This is a genomic window from Tatumella ptyseos ATCC 33301 (genome assembly GCF_000735525.1).
In the GTDB taxonomy this organism is placed as follows: domain Bacteria; phylum Pseudomonadota; class Gammaproteobacteria; order Enterobacterales; family Enterobacteriaceae; genus Tatumella; species Tatumella ptyseos.
In genome coordinates this window covers 47,868-70,033 of the sequence record NZ_JMPR01000037.1, presented here as the reverse complement: position 1 = coordinate 70,033, position 22,166 = coordinate 47,868, and the positions used below count along the sequence as shown (strand labels likewise).

The window sequence follows — 22,166 nt, the reverse complement described above, 5'->3', positions numbered from 1 at the left end:
AGACCACTCCGGTAGAAGGCAATCAACCGCGGATTGTTCCCGTATGTAGCCGACACCCGGTTATCTCATTGATTTTTTATTGTCAGTAGCTCAGTACTCCACCGGGAACGCTGGTAGCCAAAATCACCAGGAGAACGTTTCACCAGTTGTATCAGCAGCGCACAAATCTGTTCAAACGGCCATTTACGCCCGCGACCGGGAGGCAGAGAAACCAGTCCTTCAGTGCCATACAATGTAAACCAGTTAATCCATCGTCCCACAGATGAACGGGCACAGCAGAGCGGGAGCTGACACTGTCCACACGTTGCAGCATCAGCATGGCAGTCAGCCTGCGGGCGTGATTTTTGTCATGAGTTTTATGGATAGCTTTCTGTATCAGACGTCGTTCGTCACGGGGTATTGGTGCTATGATTGGCATCGCTCAGTCCGGTTGGTGATTTGTGATGTTTGGCGATTGATCAGATCGCACAATCCGGACTGAGTTTCCTTTAAGTGATCTACTATTTTGCGCAGCTATTTAGTAACCAAGCAAAAAAACGAAAAAAGAGCCCCCCGGAAAAGTCTCGCAAACTTGACCTGATGGCAATCAGCCCGGCCTCCGATCGGCAAGTCTCTTGGGATACGTTGCAGGTCTGCTCTTCTCGCACCAGCTTCAGCTCATAGCACGATCGTCAACCGGTTACCCTTTACCGGAGGAGGCAGAATGTTCTTCCGCGCTTTTGGGCGTTTTGTTTTTAATGCGGGTAGTATGCCATTTAACTCGTTGTACCAGACGTTGCAGAAGTGGCAAGACCAGTTCTGCTGTAAAGAACTTTATCACCAGCAGCGTCTTGTGAACGATAGACCTTATACCGGAGAGCAGCCATGAGCGTGGGCGAACCGTATCATGGCTGACCATCGACCTGGACGTATTTGCAAGCTTCCCCCCCGCGACAAAGGCCAGCATAAGAAACACAAAATATCGCGAGTTATGCCCTTGCTCGATATCTTTTATGCGTGAGTCGGCTTTTTGCATGGATTCATGCAGTCGCAGAAGTCTCTGGGCATAGACTGGGGTTAGAAAGGCCCTGGGCGTTTTATAATCTATACCGCTAAGATCCATCTCGATGGGGACAATCTCACAGTTTCCCCTGAACACATGCGCAGAACATGCCAGAGCATTGAACGTCTCAATCTGTTTGCCGATGCCCCGATCGTATGCCACTCTTGTCACCCAGTCGGGTAAATCTATTCTGGCGCGCAAAATATCTTTTGAAGCAAAGCTGCTCTGTAACGACCACCGCATCTCAGGCTCCAGGCTGCATAAATCTGGAACCTGATTTATCACGTCCGGTTCTTTACACAGATCTTCCAGGTTTTGCTCGCCGTTGCGATAGTGCTGCATGATCAGGGTGGTGCGTTCACCAGCTTCAGACAGGTCCTCTTTATAGGAAGGCAGGCCGCTGTCCGTAACGTAATAAAGAGCTGCGGTAAGACCCAGTACGTACCAGATGTGATCATAAGCATTTTTGAAGATATTTTTCTTCCAGAGCGCGCTGAAAAGCATAATGATTGACCAGCCGGAAACCATTGAGATAAGCAAATTGGCTGCCGCAGAAGACACACTGCCCGTAAAGCCGCTCCCAAACCGGAACACATCAGGACCGAAACTAGTAAAGTCAGGAACATAACCCATCAGGCTAAAGGCCCCTGGCAAGATCCAGAGAAATAGGCTTATCCAGCCCATGCACCGATTAAGGTAAAATCCGGCACGGATATTCAGTAGTGCGATCGGGAGGAGCAAGATAGTCATTAAACCCGATAATCCATTAACGCCGTGCGTCGGGCTAAGATTCCAGGGATAGATAACGTCATTTCCGACTTGTAAAGGTAGGTCATTTATAGAGTGAAATAGCCCGAGGCCCTCAAGGTTCTGTGCCAGGCCCCAGGCCGCCAGATTTGAAAACATCAGATAAGGATGAAGGAATTTCAGAAGAAGTAGCATTTTTAGTATGTATCTAAATGAAGGACAGTGAATTTTCAGAATACAAAAAATATCAGTGCCATTCTAATGTTTATCCCGACCAATGTTTGATGCATATCCTTAGTTTCTTCTGACCTGCTCCCAGCAAACTAATATAGCACGATGTAAGCAAGTTCCGTTTTTGGCTAGAAGCGGACATTATTGTTCCAGCATTGCTCCCGGGCAGTTGCTATACAGCGCGTATTCTAACCTCAAAACAGCAATATCTGCATGAAGAGTCGCTTCTGGCACAAAGTGTACCTTGAGGAATAAGTTCTATGCCCGTGGTTCACTAAGTGCAGTAAGTTCTACTCGAATTCTGCTATCCATTTGTCCAACATATCAGCCCATTCCTTCATCATCACTTTACGCTCATCAAGATAAGTTGCATGGTTGTAAGTGCGACGAACATTGTTGGTATCAGCGTGCGCAAGTTGCGCCTTAATAGCATCAGGTCGATAGCCCATCTCGTTCAAACGCGTACTCCCTGTAGTTCTGGTAGCATGGGGGCTATAAATGCCACTCCAGCCGAGGCTTTTAAGTAGCTGGCGGAGGGAGTGCGATGTCATTGGGTAATCCCCCCGGAAAAAGGTGCTGTCGATGCCCGGTTAATCCTTGTAGCGTTCTGAGCATGTTGACAGCCTGGGAGGGAAGGGGAATAACGTGTTCTCTTCGAGCTTTCATTCGCGTAGCTGGAATGGTCCACAGGGCGTTATCAAGATCGAATTCTGTCCATTCTGCTTCGGTGGCTTCTGCAGGACTGCTAATGCCCACCACATGAGCCACATGCAATAGTTAACCTGGTATGAGCCACGACTGTTATCAAAACAGCTTAATAGCTTCCCGATTTGCTGTGGGTTTAATGCCTGTTTGTGCTGTGTCTTATTCGCCGGAATCGCCTTACGCACAGGCCATACTGGATCGCTATCAGCTCTAAGCGTCGCGACTGCTAACTCAAAAACTGATGAAATGTTGCGACGGGCTTCAGCGGCAACAGTCGGAGCGCCTCGTTTAGCGGTTTCCTGAAGAATTTTAAGTATATGGTGTGGAGTGAACTCTCTGACTGGGAGCTTACCGATGGCGGGAGAAACCACACGTTCAAGCATATCCAGTCGCCGCTTTTTGGTGATCTCTGCCCAGTCTTTCATCTGCAACCACTCTTTGGCGATCAGCTCAAAGGTGTTAGAAGTGTCATTGACCTTGCGGATTTTGTCTGACTGACGAGTCTGGTTACCATTTGAATCCAGCCTCCGTAAAAACAAAAATCCACGCAACTGCGTGGATTTTATGGGGCCGTTCCGTCTTAATCAGGGTCAATAACCCCTGATAAGACAGCAGAACCGAATCAGACGTTAAACAGGAAGTTCATAATATCGCCGTCTTTAACGATATATTCTTTACCTTCCGCACGCATCTTACCGGCTTCTTTTGCACCTTGTTCGCCTTTGAAAGCAACAAAGTCATCAAAGGCGATGGTCTGAGCACGGATAAAGCCTTTTTCAAAGTCAGTATGGATTTTACCGGCGGCCTGCGGGGCTGTTGCGCCGACAGGGATGGTCCAGGCACGGACTTCTTTAACACCTGCGGTGAAGTAAGTCTGCAGGTTCAGCAGGGAGTAACCGGCACGGATCACACGGTTCAGCCCCGGCTCTTCAATACCCAGTTCAGCCATAAACTCATCGCGGTCAGCATCGTCCAGTTCGGCAATGTCAGATTCGACAGAAGCGCAGACCGGAACGACCACAGAACCTTCCTGAGCGGCGATTTCACGCACCTGGTCCAGGAACGGGTTGTTCTCGAAACCGTCTTCATTGACGTTAGCAATGTACATGGTCGGCTTCAGGGTCAGGAAGCTCAGGTAGCGGATCAGCGCTTTTTCGTCTTCATCCAGGCCCAGGGCACGCAGCATGCCAGCGTTTTCCAGCTGTGGCAGGCATTTTTCCAGCACTTCCAGCTCGGCTTTAGCATCTTTATCGCCGCCTTTGGCTTTTTTCTGTAAACGCTGGATCGCACGTTCACAGGTATCCAGGTCAGAAAGTGCCAGTTCGGTATTGATGACTTCAATATCGTCAGCCGGGCTGACTTTACCGGCAACGTGAATGATGTTGTCATCTTCAAAACAACGTACCACGTGACCGATAGCTTCGGTTTCACGGATATTGGTCAGGAACTGGTTACCCAGGCCTTCACCTTTAGACGCGCCTTTTACCAGACCGGCGATATCGACAAATTCCATGGTGGTGGCGATAGTACGCTGAGGTTTAACAATCTCAGCTAGTTTGTCCAGACGCGGATCAGGCATGGGAACCACACCGGTGTTCGGTTCAATCGTACAAAACGGAAAGTTTGCCGCTTCGATACCCGCTTTTGTCAGCGCATTAAACAGAGTGGATTTGCCCACATTCGGCAAGCCTACAATACCGCATTTAAATCCCATGCTTGAGTTACCTTATAACGTATTGGTGGCAGCGCTTATGACTGCCACCGGAACTGAAAAAAATTGCCGCATTATACACACAACCGCCCCTGATGGCGCGGATTTCCGGCGAACCTTAGCCGGCTTTAAAAGAGTGCAGCCGGTTCATTGCTTTCAGACGATCTTCCTTCAGCCACACTTCGGTACAGCGTGCGGCTTCATCGATAGCCTCATCAATCAGTTTTTGTTCACTGGCAGGGGGTTTACCCAGTACAAAACCGGTCACTTTATTCCGGTCGCCGGGGTGGCCGATACCGATGCGCAGGCGGTGGAAGTCGGCATTATTACCCAGCTTGCTGATGATATCTTTCAGGCCGTTATGCCCGCCGTGACCACCGCCTTGTTTAAATTTCGCCACACCTGGCAGCATATCCATTTCATCATGCGCCACCAGGATTTCCTGCGGAGCGATACGATAAAAGGTGGCCATCGCGGCCACTGACTTACCACTGAGGTTCATAAAGGTCGTAGGAACCAGTAAGCGGACGTCGTTTCCGGCCAGGTTCAGGCGGGCGGTGTAGCCATAAAATTTGGCTTCTTCTTTGAGAGACTGGTTATAGCGTCCGGCCAGTAAATCCACATACCAGGCCCCGGCGTTGTGTCGGGTGGCGGCATATTCCGCACCGGGATTCGCCAGACCGACGATCAGTTTAATGCTGCTCACAATCTATACTCTGCCATTATTCCAAACCCCTAGTTTACTGTGTGTCGCCTCTGAGTACAAAGGTCTCTGCCGAAAGCACAGAGTGTTCATTTTATCGCTTTTTTGTGATCTGTGTAGCAGTGTGTTTTAAGGTTGTTAATTAAAATTTATTTAACGATTCAACATTTTCTGTAGTAAAGACGGGAGAGCAGGCATGAAACATAAACAATCACTGTTTATCGGCAATGTACTGATGGGGGCAGGGATGGTGGCTATGATCGGAGGTATCGTTGCCGCAGTAATGAATCAGCTACCGTCGATGCATCTGTCTGAACTGGCGGTCGGGGGGGCAATCTTTGCTATTTTTCTCGGGGCATTATTGTGGCTGACCGGGGCACAGGTCGGCGGCAGAGAAAAAGTCTGTGATCGGTATTTTCTGTTGCGTTATGACGGTTGTCGTCTGCATCCGCGTCACAAATAGTGACAGTGCCCTCACTGCGGCGGGGAACGGTGGGGTGTAAACCGCGGTGCAGGATGCCAGGCAGCGTATTACCTGCATAAAAAAACCGGGCATAATAGCCCGGTTTTTTACTGCTGACGACAGCGCATCATTAATGCTCAAACATCGCAGAGATAGATTCTTCGTTGCTGATACGACGGATCGCTTCGGCCAGCATGCCGGATAATGTCAGAGTACGGACATTCGGCAGGGCTTTGATTTCCGGTGACAGAGGAATAGTGTCACAGACCACCACTTCATCAATCACTGAGTTACGCAGGTTTTCCAGCGCATTACCGGAGAAAATCGGGTGGGTTGCATAAGCAAAGACGCGCTTCGCACCACGATCTTTCAGGGCTTCTGCCGCTTTACACAGCGTGCCCCCGGTATCGATCATATCGTCAACCAGTACGCAGTCACGGCCGGCAACATCACCGATGATATGCATCACCTGAGAAACGTTAGCACGCGGACGACGTTTATCGATAATGGCCATGTCAGCGTCGTTCAGCAGTTTTGCGACGGCACGGGCACGAACTACACCACCGATATCCGGAGAAACCACAATAGGGTTTTCCAGGTTCAGTTGCAGCATATCTTCCAGCAGGATAGGGCTACCGAACACGTTATCCACCGGGACGTCAAAGAAGCCCTGAATCTGTTCTGCGTGCAGATCAACTGTCAGAACGCGGTCAACACCGACGCTGGACAGGAAGTCAGCCACAACTTTCGCAGTAATAGGGACACGGGCAGAACGAACGCGACGATCCTGACGAGCATAACCAAAGTAAGGGATAACGGCAGTAATTCGTCCGGCGGAGGCACGACGCAGAGCGTCTACCATCACCACCAGTTCCATCAGATTATCGTTAGTCGGAGCGCAGGTGGACTGAATGATAAAAATATCACCCCCGCGCACGTTTTCATTAATCTGTACACTCACTTCACCGTCACTGAAACGGCCAACAGCGGCGTCCCCGAGGTTAGTGTATAGGCGGTTGGCTATGCGTTGCGCTAGTTCCGGGGTGGCGTTACCAGCAAAAAGCTTCATATCGGGCACGAGAAAAACCTCAGGCTTTACGTCCAGAGAACTCCCTGCGCTGTGTCACAGGGAAGATTCACACAGGTGTATAAATGCGATACGTGCAGTACCTGGAACAGGTGATACTGTCACGCACACGCTGATCACTCAGATAAGCGTTCTTGCAGCGGCGAAATATTCATTCCACGGGCGACAAAGGCGGTTATCCATTCAGGAGCGAGTTCAAGGACCCGACGGGCAGCTTCCTCTGTGTCGAATTCGGCAAACACACAGGCACCTGTCCCTGTCAGGCGCGACGGCGCGTATTCTAACAGCCAGACGAGCAATTCATCAACCTTACGAAAACGTTTTCTTACGACAGCTTCACAATCATTGTGCCAGGGATCATCCATAAGCTGGTTTAATGAGCGTCGTGGCGTGTCACGGGTTAGTGCCTGATCACCGAACACCGCCGGGGTAGGAATGCTGACGCCAGGGTGGGCCACCAGGTACCATTTCTCCGGCGGGCTGGCGGGTTTTAACCGCTCGCCGACGCCTTCGGCAAAGGCAGCATGCCCGCCAATAAAGACCGGCACATCCGCGCCTAACTGCAGGCCGAGTGCCGCCAGCGTCTCTGCAGAATAGCCGCAGTTCCATAACCGGTTCAATGCCACCAGCACGGTAGCCGCATTTGAAGAGCCGCCACCCAGTCCGCCCCCCATCGGGATGCGCTTTTCAATTGAAAACTCAGCCCCGGCAGAAGCTTCAATGCGCTGGTCCGCCAGCGCAGTGGTTTTCAGTAGCCGGGCCGCCCGGATAATGAGGTTATGCTCGTTATCAACCTCAGAAAACGGGGTGTGCAGTGTCAGAGCGCCCCGCTGAGTAGTCTCAATCGTCAGCGTATCGCCAAAGTCCAGAAACTGAAACAGCGTTTGTAAGTCATGGTAGCCATCGGCACGCTGACCGGTGATATACAGAAACAGGTTCAGCTTTGCGGGAGAAGGCCAGGTCGTGATCATTGCAGTTTCCAGCTATCCATACGCAGTTTAATCTTCAGATCACCGGCCGTCAGTTCGAGATCTGCCGGCAGGGCAGGGGTGACATCCTGTTTATAGTCATTGATAGTCACATGCCAGGTCTGGCCGTCCTGCTGATACGTGGCGGTACGCAGCTGGTAGTGATCATTCAGGGTAAAGCTGTCTGCGGTGCCCGGCAGGCCAAGCATCCACTGACGAAGATTCTCCAGTGGAATATTCATGCCCGTCAGCTCAGAAATCATCTTAGAAGCATTGTTGCTGGTATAACGTTTACCGTTATTGTCTACCAGTTGTACGGTTTGGCCCTGGGTATCCAGTTGCATTTCGGTACTGCCCAGCGGATTGGTCAAAATCAGCCGATAGCGGTCACTGGCGCTCTGTTGCCAGTTATAACGGGCATAAACGTTCTGTCGCTGTGATATATAGGCAAAGGCACCACGGGTCTGGAAAGCCTGCACCTGCTTCACTTCATTGACGTGTTGTTTCCATTGGGGAGAATCAGGACTCTTGCCCGGCCCCTGTGATGGCAGGGTGGCACAGGCACTTAACAACAGACTGGCCAGAGGCAGTAAGAACGCCCCCCGGCGAAGATTCAGTATACTCACGTAGTCGTCTCCCTGGACATGGTATTTTTGCAGCGTAACCGTTAACGCTACAGCCATGCTATTTAACCGTCAATGCTATTCAGGGATTATTCTTTGTCTTCGGCGTAATCTTATTACTGTCTGAGCTTTTGTATGGCTTTTCATGATCTGCTGCATCTTGTAGAATAACTCTATAACCCTGACATTATTGGGACAACCCAACCAGAATTGCCATGACGCTTCTAGCACTCGGAATCAATCACAAAACGGCACCTGTCGCTCTGCGCGAACGGGTATCTTTTGGGCCGGACACACTTGATAAAGCGCTGGACAGCCTGTTATCACAGCCACAGGTAGAAAGTGGTGTGGTACTCTCCACCTGTAACCGTACTGAGCTTTACCTCAGTGTCGGCGAAAATGAGGATATTCAGGAACAACTGGTTCGCTGGTTATGCGATTACCATCAGTTGCGGGAAGACGACGTCCGTGAAAGTCTTTACTGGCATCAGGACAACGCGGCCGTCAGCCACTTGATGCGCGTTGCCAGCGGGTTAGATTCGCTGGTGCTGGGCGAACCGCAAATTCTGGGCCAGGTAAAAAAAGCGTTTGCTGAATCGCAGCGCGGCCATGCACTGAGCAGTGAACTGGAACGCATGTTCCAGAAAACCTTTTCGGTGGCAAAACGGGTACGAACAGAGACCGAAATCGGTGCCAGTGCCGTCTCGGTGGCGTTTGCTGCCTGTACTCTGGCACGTCAGATCTTTGAATCCCTCTCATCCGTTAATGTGTTGCTGGTCGGGGCCGGTGAGACCATTGAACTGGTGGCCCGTCACCTGCGCGAGCACCAGGTCAAAAAGCTGATCATTGCTAACCGTACCCGTGAACGTGCACAGGTGCTGGCAGATGAGGTGGATGCGGAAGTGATTGAAATCGGCGAACTGACTTCCCGCCTGCAGGACGCGGACATCATTATTTCGTCTACGGCCAGTCCGTTACCTATTATCGGTAAAGGTATGATGGAAAGGGCACTGAAAGCCCGCCGTAACCAGCCAATGTTGCTGGTGGATATTGCCGTTCCCCGTGATGTGGAACCTGAAGTCGGCAAACTGCCGAATGCTTATTTATATACGGTTGACGACCTGCAAACCATTATCGAGCAGAATATGGCTCAGCGTCAGGCGGCTGCCGTGGAAGCAGAAAATATTGTCGTTTATGAAAGCGGCGAGTTTATGTCCTGGTTGCGTTCACAGGCCGCGGTCACGACTATCCGTGATTACCGTTCGCACGCGGATCTCATTCGTGAGGAGCTGGAATCCCGGGCCTTGCAGGCATTACAGCAAGGGCAGGATGCGACTAAAGTGCTGCACGACCTGGCACACAAACTGACCAATCGTTTGATCCATGCCCCGACCAAATCCCTTCAGCAGGCAGCCCGCGATGGCGATGGCGAACGCCTGCAAATTTTACGCGACAGCCTTGGCATTGAATAATGCCGGGTTGCCCTTTTCAGTTATCGGATAAACCTCAAATACATGAAGACATCAATTGTTGCTAAACTCGAAGCGCTGCAGGAACGTCATGAAGAAGTGGAAGCGTTACTGGGTGATGCCGGCGTTATCTCCGACCAGGAGCGTTTCCGGGCCTTATCGCGTGAATATTCACAGCTGACTGATGTGACGAAATGCTTCCGTGAGTGGCAGCAAGTTCAGGAAGATATCGAAACCGCAACCCTGATGCTGGACGACCCGGAAATGCGGGAAATGGCCTCGGATGAATTACAGCAGGCAAAGGCTCAAAGTCTGGAGCTGGAACAGGATCTGCAGGTGCTGTTACTGCCTAAAGATCCTGATGATGAACGTCCGTGCTTTGTTGAAGTCCGTGCCGGTACCGGCGGGGATGAAGCGGCACTCTTTGCCGGTGATTTGTTCCGTATGTACAGCCGTTATGCTGAAACCCGCCGCTGGCGGGTAGAGATTGTCAGCGCCAGTGAGGGTGAACACGGGGGTTATAAAGAAGTGATCGCCAAAATCGTCGGTGAGGGGGCTTACGGACGACTGAAATTTGAATCCGGAGGGCACCGTGTACAGCGTGTGCCGGAAACCGAATCACAGGGGCGTATCCATACCTCTGCCTGCACGGTGGCCATCATGCCGGAAATCCCGGACGCTGAATTACCGGAAATCAATCCGTCGGATCTGAAAATCGATACCTTCCGTTCTTCCGGCGCCGGCGGACAGCACGTTAACACCACCGATTCAGCCATCCGTATCACCCACTTACCGACCGGGATCGTGGTGGAATGTCAGGACGAGCGTTCACAGCATAAAAACAAAGCGAAAGCATTGTCGGTGCTGGGTGCTCGTATTCATGCCGCTGAAATGGCCAAACGTCACGAAGCTGAGGCCTCTGCGCGCCGTAACCTGCTGGGTAGCGGTGATCGTTCTGACCGTATCCGCACCTATAACTTCCCGCAGGGCCGTGTGACCGACCACCGTATTAACCTGACTATCTACCGTCTGGATGAAACGATGGAAGGGAAACTCGATAGCCTGATAGAACCGATTGTTCAGGAATATCAGGCCGATCAGCTGGCCGCACTGGCAGGCCAGGACTAATGCTTGTACGTGAGTGGCTGACACAGAGCCGGACCGTTTTAGCTCAGAGTGACAGCCCGAAACGGGATGCTGAAATCCTGCTGGGCTTTGTGCTCGGCAAACCCCGTAGCTGGATTATCGCGTTTGACGATACCCGGCTGACGGACGCGCAGTTATCCGTGCTGGCGGGGCTGTTGCAGCGCCGCCAGGCCGGGGAACCGGTAGCGCACCTGCTGGGGGAACGCGAATTCTGGTCACTGCCGCTAAAAGTGAATAACAGCACTCTGATCCCCCGCCCGGACACGGAAGTCCTGGTCGAGGTTGCGCTTGAACTTATCCCGGAGTCTCCGTCGCCGCTGCTTGACCTGGGGACCGGGACCGGTGCTATCGCCCTGGCGTTGGGCAAAGAGCGGGGGGATTGTCAGGTCACCGGCGTGGATCGTGTTGCGGAAGCCGTTGCGCTGGCGCAGGAGAATGCGGCCCTGCTGTCGCTTGCCAATTGCCGGTTTCTGCAAAGTCACTGGTTTGATGCCCTGACAGCCAGTCGGTTTGCCGTGATTGTCAGTAATCCCCCGTATATCGATGCGACGGATGAACATCTGCAGCAAGGGGATGTCCGTTTTGAACCTCTGAGTGCGCTGGTCGCCGATGAGGGGGGACTGGCAGATTTACGGATTATTATCGATAAGAGCCGCGACTGGCTCCTTCCCGAAGGCTGGCTGGTACTGGAACACGGCTGGCAGCAGGATGCTGCGGTCAGAGCATTACTGACAGACGCCGGGTTCCGCCAGGTGAGCACACGCGCCGATTATGGCGGTAATCCCCGTGTCACCTATGGACAGTATATTAAACCGACTACAATGAGCTGATATGTACACTCTTTTTCCGTTAGTTAAATCTATTCACCTGCTGACAGTGTTTCTCTCTGTTGCGCTTTTTATTCTGCGCTTTTACTGGAAAGCGGCACATTCTGCCATGTCAGATCGTCGCTGGGTAAAAATAGTGCCCCATATCGTTGATACCTTTTTGTTACTGAGCGGCATACTGCTGGTGCTGATCACCCATCAGTATCCGTTTACCGAAGGCAACGGCTGGCTGACTGAGAAGCTTTTTGCCGTGGTGCTGTATATCGGCCTTGGGTTTATCGCCTTCGGTCGTCGCCAGTATTCACTCCCGGTCAGGGGCGTTGCCTTTATCGCGGCACTGATTATGGTCGGGATCATTGTCAGCCTGGCAACACAAAAAATGCTGCTGGCGGTGTGATAATGAGTACGACAATGAATTACGATTTCAGTGAATGTTCCCTGTGTGAAGCCATGATGACGGTAATGGCCGGTGTTCGCCCGGATTTCCCGACGCAGGAAGTGCACACCCGGCTGGCAGAGATGGTGGCTGAGGCCAGAACGCATGTCTCAACCGATGTGGACCAGGAACAGCAGCTGGAACAGCTGATGGATCTCTTCTATCGGGAGTGGGGGTTTACCGGGGCCAGCGGGATTTACCGTTTGTCTGATGCCCTGTGGCTGGATAATGTGTTAAAAACCCGTCAGGGAACGGCGGTTTCTCTCGGTGCTTTATTACTGTTCATTGCCGGAGAACTTTCATTACCCCTGTTACCGGTTATTTTCCCGACCCAGCTGATTGCGCGGGCCGACTGGGTCGACGGAGAGATGTGGCTGATCAATCCCTTTAACGGCGAGACGCTGGACGAACATACGCTCGACGTCTGGGTTAAGGGCACTCTGGGGCCGACCTCCGGGTTATACGATGAAGACCTGGAGGAGGCAGATAATGCCACGGTGGTCCGCAAGATGCTGGATACGCTGAAAGCCTCTCTGATGGCAGAGCAGCAGCTGGAACTGGCCTTACAGGTCAGTGAAGTGCTGTTAAACATGGACCCGGAAGATCCCTACGAAATCCGTGACCGGGGCCTGATTTACGCACAACTGGAATGTGAACATATTGCGTTAAATGATTTAACGTATTTTATAGAGCAGTGTCCTGAAGATCCGGTCAGTGAGATGATTAAAGTTCAAATCCACGCGATTGAGAATAAACAAGTGACGTTGCACTGAGCAGCGCATCAGTAACTATAGGAACAACAGTATGACAGAGAAAGTCGTCGCCATCGGTGACATCAAGGTAGCTAATGATCTGCCGTTTGTGCTGTTCGGCGGTATGAACGTGCTGGAGTCCCGCGACCTGGCCATGCGTATCTGCGAACACTACGTCAAAGTGACAGATAAGCTGGGGATCCCTTATGTGTTTAAGGCCTCGTTTGATAAGGCAAACCGTTCTTCAATCCATTCTTACCGTGGCCCGGGCCTGGAAGAAGGGATGAAGATTTTTGCTGAACTGAAAGCCGCTTTTGGCGTAAAAATTATTACTGATGTGCATGAAGCAGCACAGGCGCAGCCGGTTGCCGAAGTGGTTGATGTGATCCAGTTACCGGCCTTTTTAGCCCGCCAGACTGATCTGGTTGAAGCGATGGCAAAAACCGGTGCGGTTATCAACGTTAAAAAACCGCAGTTTATCAGCCCGGGTCAGATGGGCAATATCGTCGATAAGTTTGCTGAAGGTGGTAACGATAAAGTTATCCTGTGTGATCGTGGCAGTAACTTTGGCTATGACAATCTGGTCGTGGATATGCTGGGCTTTAATGTAATGAAAAAAGTCTCCAGCAATTCCCCGGTGATTTTTGACGTGACTCACGCGCTGCAAACCCGTGACCCCTTCGGTGCGGCATCCGGCGGGCGTCGTGCACAGGTTGCTGAACTGGCTCGCGCCGGAATGGCGGTGGGGATTGCCGGTCTGTTTATTGAAGCGCATCCGGACCCGGTGAACGCGAAATGTGACGGTCCTTCGGCATTACCGCTGGATAAACTGGAGCCTCTCCTGGTCCAGATGAAAGCTATTGATGATGTGGTGAAATCTTTCCCGGCGCTGGATACCAGCAAATAAGCGGGTCAGAGGCCATAAAAAACGCTGTCAGATGACAGCGTTTTTTTTGCGTTATTCCGGAGGAGTACCGGACGCGATAGCGGACTACAGCATGACGGTAATCAGATAACCGACAAACAGAGCCAGGTGGGCAGCACCGTTAAGAACATTGGTCCGGCCGGTAGAAAAGGAAATCTGACTCAGTAGCAACACACTGCACATGATAATCATCTGCGGGGCTTCCAGCCCGAAAATCAGCGACTGACCGGTGATCACCGATATCAGCGTCACAACCGGCACGGTCAGCGAGATGGTGGCCAGTACCGACCCGAAGAAAAGGTTCATCGCCCGCTGAACCTGGTTGGCCAGGACGGCTTTTATCGCGCCTAACCCTTCAGGAGAGAGGATCAGCAAGGCAATCAGGAACCCGGTAAACTGCTGCGGTGCGTGTAAATCGCCCAGCAGTTGTTCAAGGACCGGCGCATTCATTTTAGTCACGCTGATCACCGCCAGCAGGTGGATGACCAGCCACAGACCATGCCATCCGCTGCTATGGGCAGAGGGCTTGCCGTGATGCGGGTCACCGTCGTCGCTGTCATCTTCATGCTCATAGATAAACAGGCTCTGATGCGTTTTCGTCTGGATCAGCAGGAAAACGCCATACATCGCAGCAGAGACCAGCGCAATAAGCAGTGCCTGTCCGGTGCTGAAGTTACCGCCCGGTAAGGCATTCGGAAACACCAGCACCAGAATGGCCAGCGGGAAAATCGCAATCAGGTACTGCTTTACGCCCGCGAGGTTGACATATTGGGTGGCAAACTTACGGCCACCGAGCAGCAGAGCAAAACCGACCAGCCCGCCGGTCACAATCATAATGATTGAATACAGCGTATCGCGCATCAGGCCCGGAGTCGCGCCACCGGTCGCCATTAATGCCGAAATCAGACTCACTTCCAGGATAACCACCGACAGCGTCAGGATCAGCGAGCCGAAAGGCTCACCCAGCCGGTGTGCCAGTACGTCGGCATGACGTACCACGCTGAAAGCGCTGCACAGGATAGCGACAAGTGTCAGCAGGTTGATAGCGATCACAATAGGTAATGAAGTCTGATGACTAAAAAACCAAAGTACGATCAATGCCACTATCGGGAAAATAAGAGAATATTCCGTGTGTCGGGTTTTTTCATGCGCTGGCATTCTGTTTCCTCACGCGTTAAAAATGAACTATCTTCTTAGGGGGTAAGGCTGTCGGATAAAACGTATGCGGCATAGTAACTGTCAATAATAGTATCATTTATCTGTAGTATTGATAGGTTTTTTTACGGTATTTTACCTTATTACAGTGTTGTCTTCTTTTTCAGGAGATATTCTTCTGAGGTGACTGTTTATTCTTAATTTTTATAAATCATTAACCCATAATATTTTATGGTTTGTTTACCTTTCATTGGTGTTTTGCTGTGTTTTATAGGATTAACCTCTCTGTTCCGGGTTGAGGTTTTCATTTAAGGCTTCTTTTCGGGGAGAACCCGGGGAAAGACGTTCAATGAATCTGATTTGTTGTCAGGATAAAGAGTTATTATTTGTGAAGCACTTCACATAACTGGCTGTTTGCTGTAATGATAACACCGGGTTTCACTGAAAAAGCAGAACGAGAAGGGAGGGAATGTGCTGACCCGGGATTTTTTGATTAATGCTGATTGCCAGTCGTCGTTTGGCAGTATTGAGCCGCATCTGGTACTGAGTACGGAACAGCGGAAAGCCTCTCTGAGCCGTTTTCTGGCAGAACTCCCTCCCCGCGAGCCGATTTGGGTCTTCGGTTACGGTTCACTGATGTGGAATCCGGTACTTGACTACCGTGAAGTTCAACCGGCGCAGCTGGACGGCTGGCAGCGTGCCTTTTGTATTCGTTTGATTGCCGGGCGGGGTACCGGTTGTACCCCTGGCCGTATGCTGGCCTTAAAGGCCGGAGGACAAACCCGCGGGTTGGTGTTCCGCCTGAATGAGACGACCCGGGCCACAGAACTGGAATTACTCTGGAAGCGGGAGATGATCACCGGTTGTTACTGCCCGCGCTGGCAGAAAGTGACACTGGACAATGGCCGTGAGATCACGGCACTGGTATTTACCATTAATACTGAACATCCTTTGTATGAACCGGATGACTCGCCTGCCATTATCGCACCGCTGATCGCTGCAGCCCGGGGGCCACTCGGCACCAATGCCCGCTACCTTTATGAACTGGTCAACAGTCTGGCCGCGCTCGGTGCACCGGATGAGAAACTGAACATGCTTGCCTCGCAGGTCAGAGCCTGTTGTCCGGAACAGGACGCGTACTGACCTGCCGCCGATGGCCTCATTGTGCGGGAATTGCGCTGAACGTTATACCTTCCGGCAGGCTATGATATACTGTGCGTTCACACTGATCAGAGTATTCAGGTTGTTCATCGTCAGAGAATCTTTCTACCGGAAGCTGTTAATATTATTTATGCCCTTAAACAGATCCCGTCTCCTTTGCTGTTTCGTCACACTGCTTCTTTCAGCACAATTCACTGCCAGGGCTGACAGTGACCCGACCCTCTCAGAAACACCGTTTGATGATTCTGCAGCCCGCTTTGCCAAAGAAGCCGATCAGCTTCCTGATTTAGGCAGCAGTGCGGTAAGCAACGATTTTTCACGCCAGCTGGCTGAAATTGCTCAGGCTATTGCTGCCGCGAATAATAGTGATACTGATACCAGTCTCGGACATAGCGCCGGACTCTGGGCGTTTGATCATTTCCGCGACCAATTGGGGAAGCGGCTGAACCAGGAAAGCCAGTCTCTGCTCTCGCCTTACGGTCATGCCAGTGTGGATCTGAATGTGGATATCGACGGGAATTTTGACGGAACTTCAGCCTCACTGCTTAGCCCGCTGGCAGAAAATGATCGCTACCTGACATTCAGTGAAGTGGTACTCAGCGACAGCTCACCCGGGACGACAGGCAGTGTCGGACTGGGACAGCGCTGGGGAGCCGGTGACTGGCTGTTTGGTTATAATGCCTTCCTCGATCACCTGTTTAATAAGGCGCTGAACCGGGCCTCAGTCGGTTCGGAAGCCTGGGGAAGTTTTCTCCGTTTTTCTGCAAACTACTATCAGCCACTGTCCGGCTGGCGTGATGTCAATGCCACACAGATGGCCCGAATGGCACGCGGTTATGATATTAACAGTCAGGGATATCTGCCCTTTTACCGGCAACTCGGCGTCACGGTAAGCTGGCAGCAATATCTGGGGGATAATATCGATGCCTTCGATAGTGGTAACTATTACCATAATCCTTCCGCGCTTTCGCTGGGGGTCACCTATACGCCGGTACCGCTGGTAACGTTTTCGGCCAGCCATAAAACGGGAACCGGTGGCGAGAGCCAGGATCTGTTTGGTCTGAAGTTTAATTACCATTTTGGCGAGTCGCTACGTGAGCAACTGTCACCGGATGCGGTGGCGGCGGCCCGTTCACTTCGGGGCAGCCGGTTTGATGTTGTCAGTCGTAATAACAGCCCGGTACTGAGTTATCGTAAACGCAGTTCACTGAGTGTGTTCCTCGCAACCCCTCCCTGGCAGTTATCCGCAGGGGAGAGCCTGATGCTGAAATTGCAGGTGACACCGGATAAAAACATCACATCGATCCACTGGGAAGGCGATACCCGTGCGCTCAGCCTGACACCACCAGCGGATGCCACAGGGACCCGGGGCTGGAGCATTATTATGCCGGCCTGGAATAATGACCCGCAGGCGACGAATGAATATCACCTCGCTGTTACGGTAACGAATAATCATAATACGGTGACGTCTAATACCATTACGCTGAAGCTGACCCCGCCTATGCAACTGGATGATACGGTCAATCCTGAACAGTATGATCTGATGGCACCTTGAGCCGTAGTGAGCGGATCGCTACCGGCCGGTGGCCCGATCTCAATCCGCTATCTGTACTGCAAATCTGTCCGTTTTCGTTCCCGCTGCCAGCCAGCGGCGGGGGGCCTGTGTGTTTATAGTGTGGGCGGTCGCACTGTTTTGGTTCACTGTTTGCCGGGGAAGGCAGCCACCTGCACCTGAAAGGTGCGCTGTCCGGTATTTTTTATTCCTGAAAGTGATAAAAATCAGCAAATAAATAATTTTTCCTTTTTTTGCATAAATCTGCTCTTCTCCGCTCGGCCTGTCTTATCCCGTCATCGTACTATTCATTTTTTATTCATAAAAAGTGAATACAGTAATAACGTAACCCATTGATTTATTTTAATGTTGATAATTTTATGCATTTTATGACGCTCTGGCACGTTAACTGCAATCTGTACTGAATCCAGCCTGTCTGAGGCTGACATGTAAATAATCGTTTTTGATATTCAGTCCGGAGACGCTCATGAGACCACACCCTATCCGCAACGAAGAAACCTCCGCCAGATATCCGGACGGTGACGGTATTGCCTTGCCGGGCCAGGCCGGTAAGCGTCTGCCCGCAATCGACGGTTCCGTTCTGTCAGGGAGGAATGACTGATGATGGTGATCCGTCCGGTATGCCATGCAGACCTGGCTGGCCTGATGAGGCTTGCTAAGAAAACCGGTGGGGGGCTGACGTCCCTGCCTCAGGATGAGAAGACCCTGGCAGAGCGTATTGAGCGCTCAGTGGAGACATGGCAGGGAGAGCGATGCCGGGCGCAGCAGGGATACGTGTTTGTTCTGGAGGATACCGAAAACGGCGTGATTGCCGGGATCAGTGCGATAGAAGTCGCGGTCGGCCTGGAAGAGCCCTGGTACAACTACCGCGTAGGGTCGCTGGTTCATGCCTCACGCCAGCTGGATATTTATAATCCGCTGGCGACATTATCACTGAGTAATGACCACACCGGAGCGACCGAACTCTGTTCATTATTTCTGGACCCGGACTACCGGATCCGTAAGAACGGCCAATTGCTGTCGAAATCACGCTTTTTGTTTATGGCCTGCTTTCCGGAGGCGTTCTCTCCGCAGGTCGTCGCGGAGATGCGCGGGGTACTCGATGACGCCGGTAATTCACCGTTCTGGGACAGTGTCGGCAGCCATTTTTTTTCGATGGATTTCAGCCGGGCAGATTTTCTCAGCGGTACCGGGCATAAAGCGTTTATTGCAGAGCTGATGCCAAAACACCCGCTATATATCCACTACCTGAGCGCAGAGGCTCAGGCGGTCATAGGTAAGGTTCATGAGCAGACGGCACCGGCCAGGGCGTTACTGGAAGCTGAAGGGTTCCGCTATCAGAACTATGTGGATATTTTTGATGGCGGCCCGACGCTGGAATGTGAGTTACCGGCAATCCGTGCGGTTAATCAGAGCAGGGTGATGTCTGCCGTCACAGGGACACCCGGCGAACAGCATCCGCTTTGTCTGGTCGCCGGTATGGACTACCACCATTTCCGGGCCATGCTGCTGCCCGTCGACCCGCAGGCTGAAACGCTGTTGATCCCGCCTGCCTGCGCTGCCCGGTTACAGATAGCTGCCGGTGACCCGGTACGCGTAGTCTCTCTTAACCCGCAAGGAGCCCGTTTATGACATTACTGATCAATGGCCAATGGCTGACCGGCCGGGGTAGCACTCTGACAAAATATGACCCGGTCAGCGGTGAGGTTATCTGGCAGGGACACTGTGCGGCACAAGAAGACGTTGCCGCGGCCTGTCAGGCCGCCGCTGAGGTATTCGACGACTGGGCCGCACGGGAATTCAGTGAGCGGCTGGCGGTGGTTAACCGTTTCGGAAAAGAACTCGAAAAACATCAGGAATCGCTGGCCGCCTGCATAGGCAGGGAAACCGGAAAACCCCGCCGTGAGGCCGCCAGTGAAGTGACCTCCATGATCAACAAGATCGACATCTCGGTACGGTCATGGCATCAGCGGACCGGCGACATCGAAACGCAGGACAGCAGTTTGCATCACCGTCCCCATGGCGTGATGGCGGTGTTCGGCCCCTATAACTTTCCGGGCCATCTGCCGAACGGACATATTATTCCTGCCCTGCTGGCCGGGAATACCGTGGTATTCAAACCCAGTGAACTGACGCCTGCGACGGCTCAACTGACGCTGGAGTGCTGGCTGAAAGCCGGACTCCCCGCCGGGGTCATTAACCTGATCCAGGGAGGTAAAGAAACGGGGCAGGCACTACTGGCGCAGCCTTCGCTGGCCGGGGTACTTTTTACCGGCAGTGCCGCCACCGGCTATCAGATCCATCGCCAGTTTGCGGGACGACCGGAGGTGATTCTGGCGCTGGAGATGGGGGGGAATAATGCACTGATCGTCGAAGATCCTGCGGATATTGATGCCGCGGTCAACATTACCCTGCAATCTGCTTTTATCAGCGCCGGTCAGCGATGCACCTGTGCCCGCCGCCTGCTGGTCAGGCGGGGTCCGCAGGGGGACCGTTTTCTCGCCAGGCTCACAGAGGTCGCCGGAAAAATTGTCCCGGCCGCCTGGGATGCCCTGCCTGAACCCTTTATGGGCAGCGTGATCTCACCCGCCGCGGCCGCTCATATCTGGCAGCACTGGCAGCAGACCGAACAGGCCGGAGGGGAGGTCTTGCTCAGGATGCGCTGGCCGGACCCGGACTCTGCGTTGATTTATCCGGGGATCATCGATATCACGGGTCTGCCAGCGGCGGAGGATGAGGAAGTCTTCGGGCCGTTACTGAACGTTATCCGTTATGACGACTTTGAACAAGCGATCACCCTGGCTAACCGCAGCCGCTATGGCCTTTCCTGCGGGCTGATCTCAGCGGATCGCCGGCAGTTTTTATTGCTGCAAAAACGGGCGCGGGCAGGGATCGTTAACTGGAATAAACCGCTGACCGGGGCTGCAAGTAATGCACCTTTCGGCGGGGTAGGCGCGTCCGGTAATCACCGTCCCGGCGCTTTTTATGCGGCAGACTATTGCGCCTGGCCGATGGCCTCACTGGAAAGCCCGCAGTTAACATTACCGGAAACACTGCCGCCGGGTCTCGATTTTTCACGTTAAGGATACGCAATGAACAGAGATATGCAGGTGACAGAAGCCAATTTTGACGGCCTGGTGGGGCCGACACACCATTATGCCGGATTATCCTTCGGGAATGAGGCTTCTGCCCGTCATCAGTATCAGCCGTCCAATCCGCTGAAAGCCGTGCTGCAGGGGCTGGAGAAAATGAAAGCCCTCGCGGACCAGGGGTTTGTGCAGGGCGTGATCCCGCCAGTGGCTCGTCCGGATCTGCGCCTGCTGAGGCAGATAGGTTTTACCGGCAATGATGTACAGATACTGCAAAAAGCCCGTAAACAGGCCCCGGAGCTTTTATCCGCCGCCTGTTCTGCCTCCTCCATGTGGGTGGCAAATGCCGCCACCGTATCGCCTTCAGCAGATACTGCCGATAACCGAGTACATTTCACGGTCGCGAACCTGAATAATAAACTGCACCGGATGTCTGAAGCCCCGGGAACGACAGCAATACTGCGTGCGCTATTCGCCGATGAACGGCGGTTTATTGTTCATGACGCTTTACCCCAGACCCCGGCCTTCGGCGATGAAGGGGCGGCAAATCATAACCGTCTGTATCACCGCGCAGGCGATCCGGGGCTGGAGCTGTTTGTGTACGGTTATGATGCCGGAAAGCCATCCGACGGGCCGGTACGCTATCCTGCCCGACAGACCCGTCAGGCCAGTGAAGCGGTAGCGAGGCTGCACCAGTTGGATCCGCAAAGAACCCTTTATGCACAACAGAACCCCGCGGTGATCGATCAGGGAGTGTTTCATAATGATGTGATTGCCGTCAGTCACCGCGAAGTGCTTTTTTGTCATGAACATGCCTTTACCGGACAACAGGCACTTTTTGATACCCTCCGGGAACGCCTGCCTGAGTTTCATCCGCTGGTGGTGCCGGATGAGGCCGTGACGGTCAGTGATGCAGTAAAAACCTATCTCTTTAACAGCCAGTTACTGAGCCGGAAAGATGGCAGTATGTCGCTGGTGCTGCCGCAGGAAGCCCGTGAACATCCGGCAGTATGGCAATATCTGCAACAGCTGCTGGCCGATGACAATCCGGTCACCGATTTACAGGTCTTCGATCTGCGCGAAAGCATGCGTAATGGCGGCGGGCCTGCGTGTCTGCGTTTGCGGGTTACTCTGACAGAAGAAGAACGTCAGGCCGTCAACCCGGCTGTCATGATGAATGATGCACTCTATGCCCGGCTGACGGCCTGGGCACGGAAATTTTACCGTGACCGGCTGACGGCGGATGACCTGGCGGACCCGCAACTACTGACGGAAAATTATCAGGCTCTGGATGAACTGACGGGCATACTGAACCTCGGGGCGGTGTATGACTTCCGGCAATCACAGTAAGGA

General features: G+C 52.7%; 20 protein-coding genes and 2 pseudogenes. 13 read left to right on the top strand and 9 right to left on the bottom strand.

The features are described 5' to 3' along the window. Window positions 1-25: 25 nt before the first annotated feature. From GTPT_RS17105 to pth, 5 genes and pseudogenes are all read right to left on the bottom strand, one after another. Window positions 26-418 (bottom strand): annotated as a pseudogene (locus GTPT_RS17105) (IS630 family transposase); the annotation flags it as partial. Between the two features lie 261 nt (window positions 419-679). Continuing rightward, the gene (locus GTPT_RS11800) at window positions 680-1,984 is read right to left on the bottom strand and encodes a hypothetical protein (RefSeq protein WP_029991420.1); all 1,305 of its coding nucleotides are present in this window, start codon (window positions 1,982-1,984) and stop codon (window positions 680-682) included. A gap of 326 nt (window positions 1,985-2,310) precedes the next feature. Beyond that, window positions 2,311-3,276 (bottom strand): annotated as a pseudogene (locus tag GTPT_RS11795) (tyrosine-type recombinase/integrase). A gap of 71 nt (window positions 3,277-3,347) precedes the next feature. Continuing rightward, window positions 3,348-4,439, bottom strand: a complete 1,092-nt coding sequence (gene ychF / locus GTPT_RS11790; protein ID WP_025901874.1) for a redox-regulated ATPase YchF — start codon at window positions 4,437-4,439, stop codon at window positions 3,348-3,350. 115 nt (window positions 4,440-4,554) lie between these two features. Further along, complete coding sequence (gene pth / locus GTPT_RS11785; RefSeq protein ID WP_025901875.1) at window positions 4,555-5,142, bottom strand: aminoacyl-tRNA hydrolase; 588 nt, start codon at window positions 5,140-5,142, stop codon at window positions 4,555-4,557. Window positions 5,143-5,335: 193 nt separating this feature from the next. Here pth and GTPT_RS11780 point away from each other — a divergent pair, with 193 nt between their 5' ends. Then, the gene (locus GTPT_RS11780) at window positions 5,336-5,602 is read left to right on the top strand and encodes a DUF2583 family protein (RefSeq protein WP_025901876.1); all 267 of its coding nucleotides are present in this window, start codon (window positions 5,336-5,338) and stop codon (window positions 5,600-5,602) included. Window positions 5,603-5,732: 130 nt separating this feature from the next. Here GTPT_RS11780 and prs read toward each other — a convergent pair whose 3' ends face one another. From prs to lolB, 3 genes are all read right to left on the bottom strand, one after another. Then, window positions 5,733-6,680, bottom strand: a complete 948-nt coding sequence (gene prs / locus GTPT_RS11775; RefSeq protein WP_025901877.1) for a ribose-phosphate diphosphokinase — start codon at window positions 6,678-6,680, stop codon at window positions 5,733-5,735. Window positions 6,681-6,805: 125 nt separating this feature from the next. Next, window positions 6,806-7,660, bottom strand: coding sequence for a 4-(cytidine 5'-diphospho)-2-C-methyl-D-erythritol kinase (gene ispE, locus GTPT_RS11770; protein WP_029991419.1), 855 nt, complete (start codon window positions 7,658-7,660; stop codon window positions 6,806-6,808). Next, complete coding sequence (gene lolB, locus GTPT_RS11765; RefSeq protein WP_025901879.1) at window positions 7,657-8,277, bottom strand: lipoprotein insertase outer membrane protein LolB; 621 nt, start codon at window positions 8,275-8,277, stop codon at window positions 7,657-7,659. Before lolB ends, ispE begins: the two co-directional genes overlap by 4 nt. A 218-nt stretch (window positions 8,278-8,495) precedes the next feature. Between lolB and hemA the strand changes: the two genes are divergently transcribed. From hemA to kdsA, 6 genes are read left to right on the top strand one after another with little or no spacing between them, the layout of a single operon-like run. Continuing rightward, a complete protein-coding gene (gene hemA / locus GTPT_RS11760; protein WP_025901880.1) occupies window positions 8,496-9,752 on the top strand; it encodes a glutamyl-tRNA reductase in 1,257 nt (418 codons plus the stop codon). A 42-nt stretch (window positions 9,753-9,794) separates the two neighbouring features. Further along, the gene (prfA, locus tag GTPT_RS11755) at window positions 9,795-10,877 is read left to right on the top strand and encodes a peptide chain release factor 1 (protein WP_025901881.1); all 1,083 of its coding nucleotides are present in this window, start codon (window positions 9,795-9,797) and stop codon (window positions 10,875-10,877) included. Further along, complete coding sequence (gene prmC / locus GTPT_RS11750) at window positions 10,877-11,725, top strand: peptide chain release factor N(5)-glutamine methyltransferase (protein WP_025901882.1); 849 nt, start codon at window positions 10,877-10,879, stop codon at window positions 11,723-11,725. Before prfA ends, prmC begins: the two co-directional genes overlap by 1 nt. Window position 11,726: 1 nt before the next feature. Further along, window positions 11,727-12,119, top strand: a complete 393-nt coding sequence (locus GTPT_RS11745; protein WP_025901883.1) for a SirB2 family protein — start codon at window positions 11,727-11,729, stop codon at window positions 12,117-12,119. A gap of 2 nt (window positions 12,120-12,121) precedes the next feature. Further along, window positions 12,122-12,931, top strand: a complete 810-nt coding sequence (sirB1, locus tag GTPT_RS11740; protein ID WP_025901884.1) for an invasion regulator SirB1 — start codon at window positions 12,122-12,124, stop codon at window positions 12,929-12,931. A gap of 31 nt (window positions 12,932-12,962) precedes the next feature. Next, the gene (gene kdsA / locus GTPT_RS11735) at window positions 12,963-13,817 is read left to right on the top strand and encodes a 3-deoxy-8-phosphooctulonate synthase (RefSeq protein WP_029989755.1); all 855 of its coding nucleotides are present in this window, start codon (window positions 12,963-12,965) and stop codon (window positions 13,815-13,817) included. A gap of 84 nt (window positions 13,818-13,901) precedes the next feature. Here kdsA and chaA read toward each other — a convergent pair whose 3' ends face one another. Beyond that, on the bottom strand, window positions 13,902-14,993 hold the full coding sequence (chaA, locus tag GTPT_RS11730) for a sodium-potassium/proton antiporter ChaA (protein WP_029989757.1): 1,092 nt from the start codon (window positions 14,991-14,993) through the stop codon (window positions 13,902-13,904). 468 nt (window positions 14,994-15,461) lie between these two features. Between chaA and GTPT_RS11725 the strand changes: the two genes are divergently transcribed. The 6 genes from GTPT_RS11725 to astB all read left to right on the top strand — a co-directional run bounded on the left by GTPT_RS11725 (window position 15,462) and on the right by astB (window position 22,163). Beyond that, window positions 15,462-16,133 (top strand): gamma-glutamylcyclotransferase, encoded by a 672-nt coding sequence (locus GTPT_RS11725; protein ID WP_025901887.1) that lies wholly within the window; start codon window positions 15,462-15,464, stop codon window positions 16,131-16,133. Between the two features lie 148 nt (window positions 16,134-16,281). Then, the gene (locus GTPT_RS11720; RefSeq protein WP_038011468.1) at window positions 16,282-17,706 is read left to right on the top strand and encodes a YchO/YchP family invasin; all 1,425 of its coding nucleotides are present in this window, start codon (window positions 16,282-16,284) and stop codon (window positions 17,704-17,706) included. A 484-nt stretch (window positions 17,707-18,190) separates the two neighbouring features. Next, a complete protein-coding gene (locus tag GTPT_RS17935; RefSeq protein ID WP_256360143.1) occupies window positions 18,191-18,325 on the top strand; it encodes a hypothetical protein in 135 nt (44 codons plus the stop codon). Continuing rightward, a complete protein-coding gene (astA, locus tag GTPT_RS11710) occupies window positions 18,325-19,356 on the top strand; it encodes an arginine N-succinyltransferase (RefSeq protein WP_025901890.1) in 1,032 nt (343 codons plus the stop codon). Before GTPT_RS17935 ends, astA begins: the two co-directional genes overlap by 1 nt. Next, entirely contained in the window at window positions 19,353-20,807 is a 1,455-nt protein-coding gene (gene astD / locus GTPT_RS11705; protein ID WP_025901891.1) for a succinylglutamate-semialdehyde dehydrogenase, read from the top strand. Before astA ends, astD begins: the two co-directional genes overlap by 4 nt. Before the next feature lie 21 nt (window positions 20,808-20,828). After that, complete coding sequence (gene astB, locus GTPT_RS11700) at window positions 20,829-22,163, top strand: N-succinylarginine dihydrolase (protein WP_025901892.1); 1,335 nt, start codon at window positions 20,829-20,831, stop codon at window positions 22,161-22,163. The last annotated feature ends 3 nt before the right edge of the window (window positions 22,164-22,166 follow it).